The organism is bacterium (genome assembly GCA_023230585.1).
Classification (GTDB): Bacteria; Ratteibacteria; UBA8468; order B48-G9; family JAFGKM01; genus JALNXB01.
Genome location: JALNXB010000108.1, coordinates 1 through 3,286 on the forward strand (window position 1 = coordinate 1; position 3,286 = coordinate 3,286).

At 39.1% G+C, this 3,286-nt stretch carries 3 protein-coding genes; all 3 read right to left on the reverse strand.

What is annotated here, in order from left to right:
• Window positions 1-247 (reverse strand): hypothetical protein (locus M0P98_09425; GenBank protein ID MCK9267066.1); only part of this gene is annotated, 247 nt, incomplete at its 3' end.
• Window positions 248-315: 68 nt separating this feature from the next.
• Window positions 316-1,395 (reverse strand): endonuclease NucS, encoded by a 1,080-nt coding sequence (locus tag M0P98_09430; protein MCK9267067.1) that lies wholly within the window; start codon window positions 1,393-1,395, stop codon window positions 316-318.
• Window positions 1,396-1,408: 13 nt separating this feature from the next.
• Entirely contained in the window at window positions 1,409-3,088 is a 1,680-nt protein-coding gene (locus tag M0P98_09435; protein ID MCK9267068.1) for a T9SS type A sorting domain-containing protein, read from the reverse strand.
• Window positions 3,089-3,286 lie beyond the last annotated feature (198 nt).

Here is a 3,286-nt window from a genome sequence, read left to right on the forward strand (position 1 = left end):
GTAATAAACCATACTGACCTATTTGTTCTGATATTTTTGCATTATTTGACTTGTTGAAGAGTGGGAATCTCACTGCATCTGTTTCGTAGGGATTAAATTTTGACTCCTTGTGTCTCAAATGGGGCAATATTTCTCCAACCGCATATTGATAATAAACAGGCTCATCTAAGTTGAATACACCTTTTGAAAAGGCGGTATTGTTAAGTAAAACTCGGTACTGAATTATTTTTGATACCAATTGTGGCATATACGTTTTTTTAAGTATGTGTTATCTGCGCTTTTGTAGTGGATTATTTTATTTATTGGGGTTGGCATTTAATCATCAATTTCTACATTCAATTTCATTTTTTTAAATACGACATTTTCAACTACATGTAAAGCATATTCTAATTTGTTATCCTTTGATTCTGCAATTATAAGGCCTTTAACTTTATTGTTATTTTTACAAAGGTTAACCTTTACCCAGCCCATATATCTTAAGATTTGACCAAGTGTTGAATCATTTGATTTTCTCTTAAGTTCAATTACAACAAAATCGTTATTTTCATCGACTGCAAGAAAATCTAAAATACCAACCTCCAAAGTATCAAAATGCCCAATATATTCATTTTGTCTTTCCTCATCAGCATATTTCAACTTGCCCTTAAATAGTTTTTTAAAATTTCTATGAATAAGTGTTTGGTAGTGTTGCGTCTCGAGTGCTTCTATAACTGTGTTTTCCGAATCTTCAATTATTTTAACCGGAGATTCGTGTTTAATGGGAAATAACTTATACAACAAGTCCACAAATTCTTCATTTGTTAAATTGTCAGCATATTTTTTCTTTAAATTAAGCAATATGTAATTATTTCTTAAATATAGTTCAACATTCTGTGCTTCTGGCTTATATTCAGGGTAGATGCTTTGCAAAAAATCGTCTTGGTGTGTATATGTTCCCATGAATATATCAGGAAAGTAAACTGATAGTATTTTCCCAATAAATACTCTTGCCACTCCCTTTAGATTGTTTGTCTTTTTTACAATTTCTTTTGAAAACTCAGAAAGATCTCCATTGTTAGTATAAAAAGTGCTTCGAGAATTTCTTGCAGATAGAATTTCTACAAGAAGATTCTTGATCTTTGTAAAATCTTCTTCATACCCGAACTTATATACGCTACCACCTCTTATACTACCTAAAATTCGTGAATTCCACTCTAACTCATAAGTGAAATTCCCTTCTTTAATACCTTTTCCTTGGAAGTAATGTTGTTTATCTAGCTGAGCAATTTTTTCTTTCGGAAATTGAGTGTGAAAAAATTCTCTCTTGTTTTTTATTTCACTCTTTTTGTCATCATCGAGAATAAAACTGTTGGCATTTTCGATAATTAATTCTTTTGCGTTTTCATTAATTAACATTCTGGCTCTCCTTTTACTTCATAAAAACCATCTTCTTGGTGTCAACAAAATCACCCGCTCGCAGGCTGTAGATATATACGCCTGTTGAGACCAGGCTTCCACTCTGATCCGTACCGTTCCAGATAACTTCATGCCAGCCTGCCTGCTGGTTGCCGATGGACCATTCTTTGATCTTGCGGCCTGTGATGTCGAAGATCACTAGGTTCACATCGGATGCTTCCGGTAGGCCGTATTGCAGGGTTGTTAGTGGATTGAAGGGGTTGGGGTAGTTTTGGGACAGAACATAATTTGAAGGGAGACCCTCCGCTATACCGGTTTCAATGGTTGTAAAGTAGTTGACCTCACTGTACGCTGTTCCCGCTTCATTCGTGGCATAAGCTCGGATATAGTAAAGGGTGTTCGATGCCAAACCTGTTATATCAGTACTGAAAACCCCCATTAAATGGGCCGGTCCAAGTTCGACCTTATTGTCGTCCAGCGTAGGATTTCCGCCCACGTTCCAGCAGAAACCGTGCTCGTAAGGATATGAGAAACCCAGGTAAAACAAATCTGCATAGATATTTATAGAATTTGATGTTATTTCTTCAATAGAATTAATAATGATTCTAGGCAGGGATTGCCAATATAGATAAGGATAGCCTCCATTGATTGTATCATTGATACCCCATATGGTCAAAAAATCCCAGCCAAAATTAGCATAGGTGCTTTTCATTTTCATCTCGGCAGTCGTATTTCCGATAATTTGGTTACCGCTGTATCCATATCCCGCCCCACTTAATTCTGAGTTGACCGTTTGATCCCAAAAACAGGCAGTTATGGTACCGCTGTAATAATAACCTAAAAAGCCGCCAACAGAGCTCGATCCGCTAATCGACCCGCTTGCATAGCAGTTCGACAGTGCACATCTGTAATTCAATCCTATCAGGCCGCCGACCAAGCTAGATCCGCTAACCGATCCGCTGGCATAGCAGTTCGATACGGTGCTTTCGAAATTATATCCTATCAGGCCACCGACAGCGCTCGATCCGCTAATCGACCCGCTGGCATAGCAGTTTAAGGCGGTACCGTGATTAACTCCTATCAGGCCGCCGACATCTTCCGTTCCGCTAACCGACCCGCTGGCATAGCAGTTTGATACGGTGGTGTAATTCCTTCCTGTCAGGCCACCGACAAAGCTCGATCCGCTAATCGACCCGCTGGCATAGCAGTTTGATACGTTGCCGTAATTCCGTCCTATCAGGCCGCCGACACCTTCCCATCCGGTAATATCTATATCAACCAAACCAATATCCCTTAGTTCAGCACCTGACCATGTATATCCAAACAAACCTTGACCATTACTTGATGGTCGATTAATGTAAAGCCCGGAAATGGCGTGTCCGTTGCCTTTATAGTTGCCCTTGAAAGGATTATAATCACCATAATCAAACCAATTCCCTATAGGTGAAAAGCCGGTGCCGCCGTTCCAGGATTGGGTCCTGGATGCGTCAATATCGGCCGTTTGAATAAAATAGATACCCGAAGACCACATGTCGGTGTTCTCACTGAGCCAGCGAAGATTGGCTAAGGTGGCGATTTGGTAGGGGTTGTCCGCAGAGCCGTCACCAACTGACGGGGCTTCCGCTGTTTGTGCAACTAAAAAACCAGCACAAAAAACAAAAACTATCCCCAAAAGTAATGATTTTTTTAGCATAGCTTTCACCTTTATCCTCGATTTTTATATTTACAATGATAAGTTATTGCCTTTTTTATTGAATATCAACTTTTTAGTGCAAACGCCACACAATTACACAAATCTCGTGTTTGGTATGGCGGTTTGATTGGATAGATGGTGCTGAGTATATGAAAAACGCTGGTAAATACCCCATTATATTAAGTAAATATTGTGAAA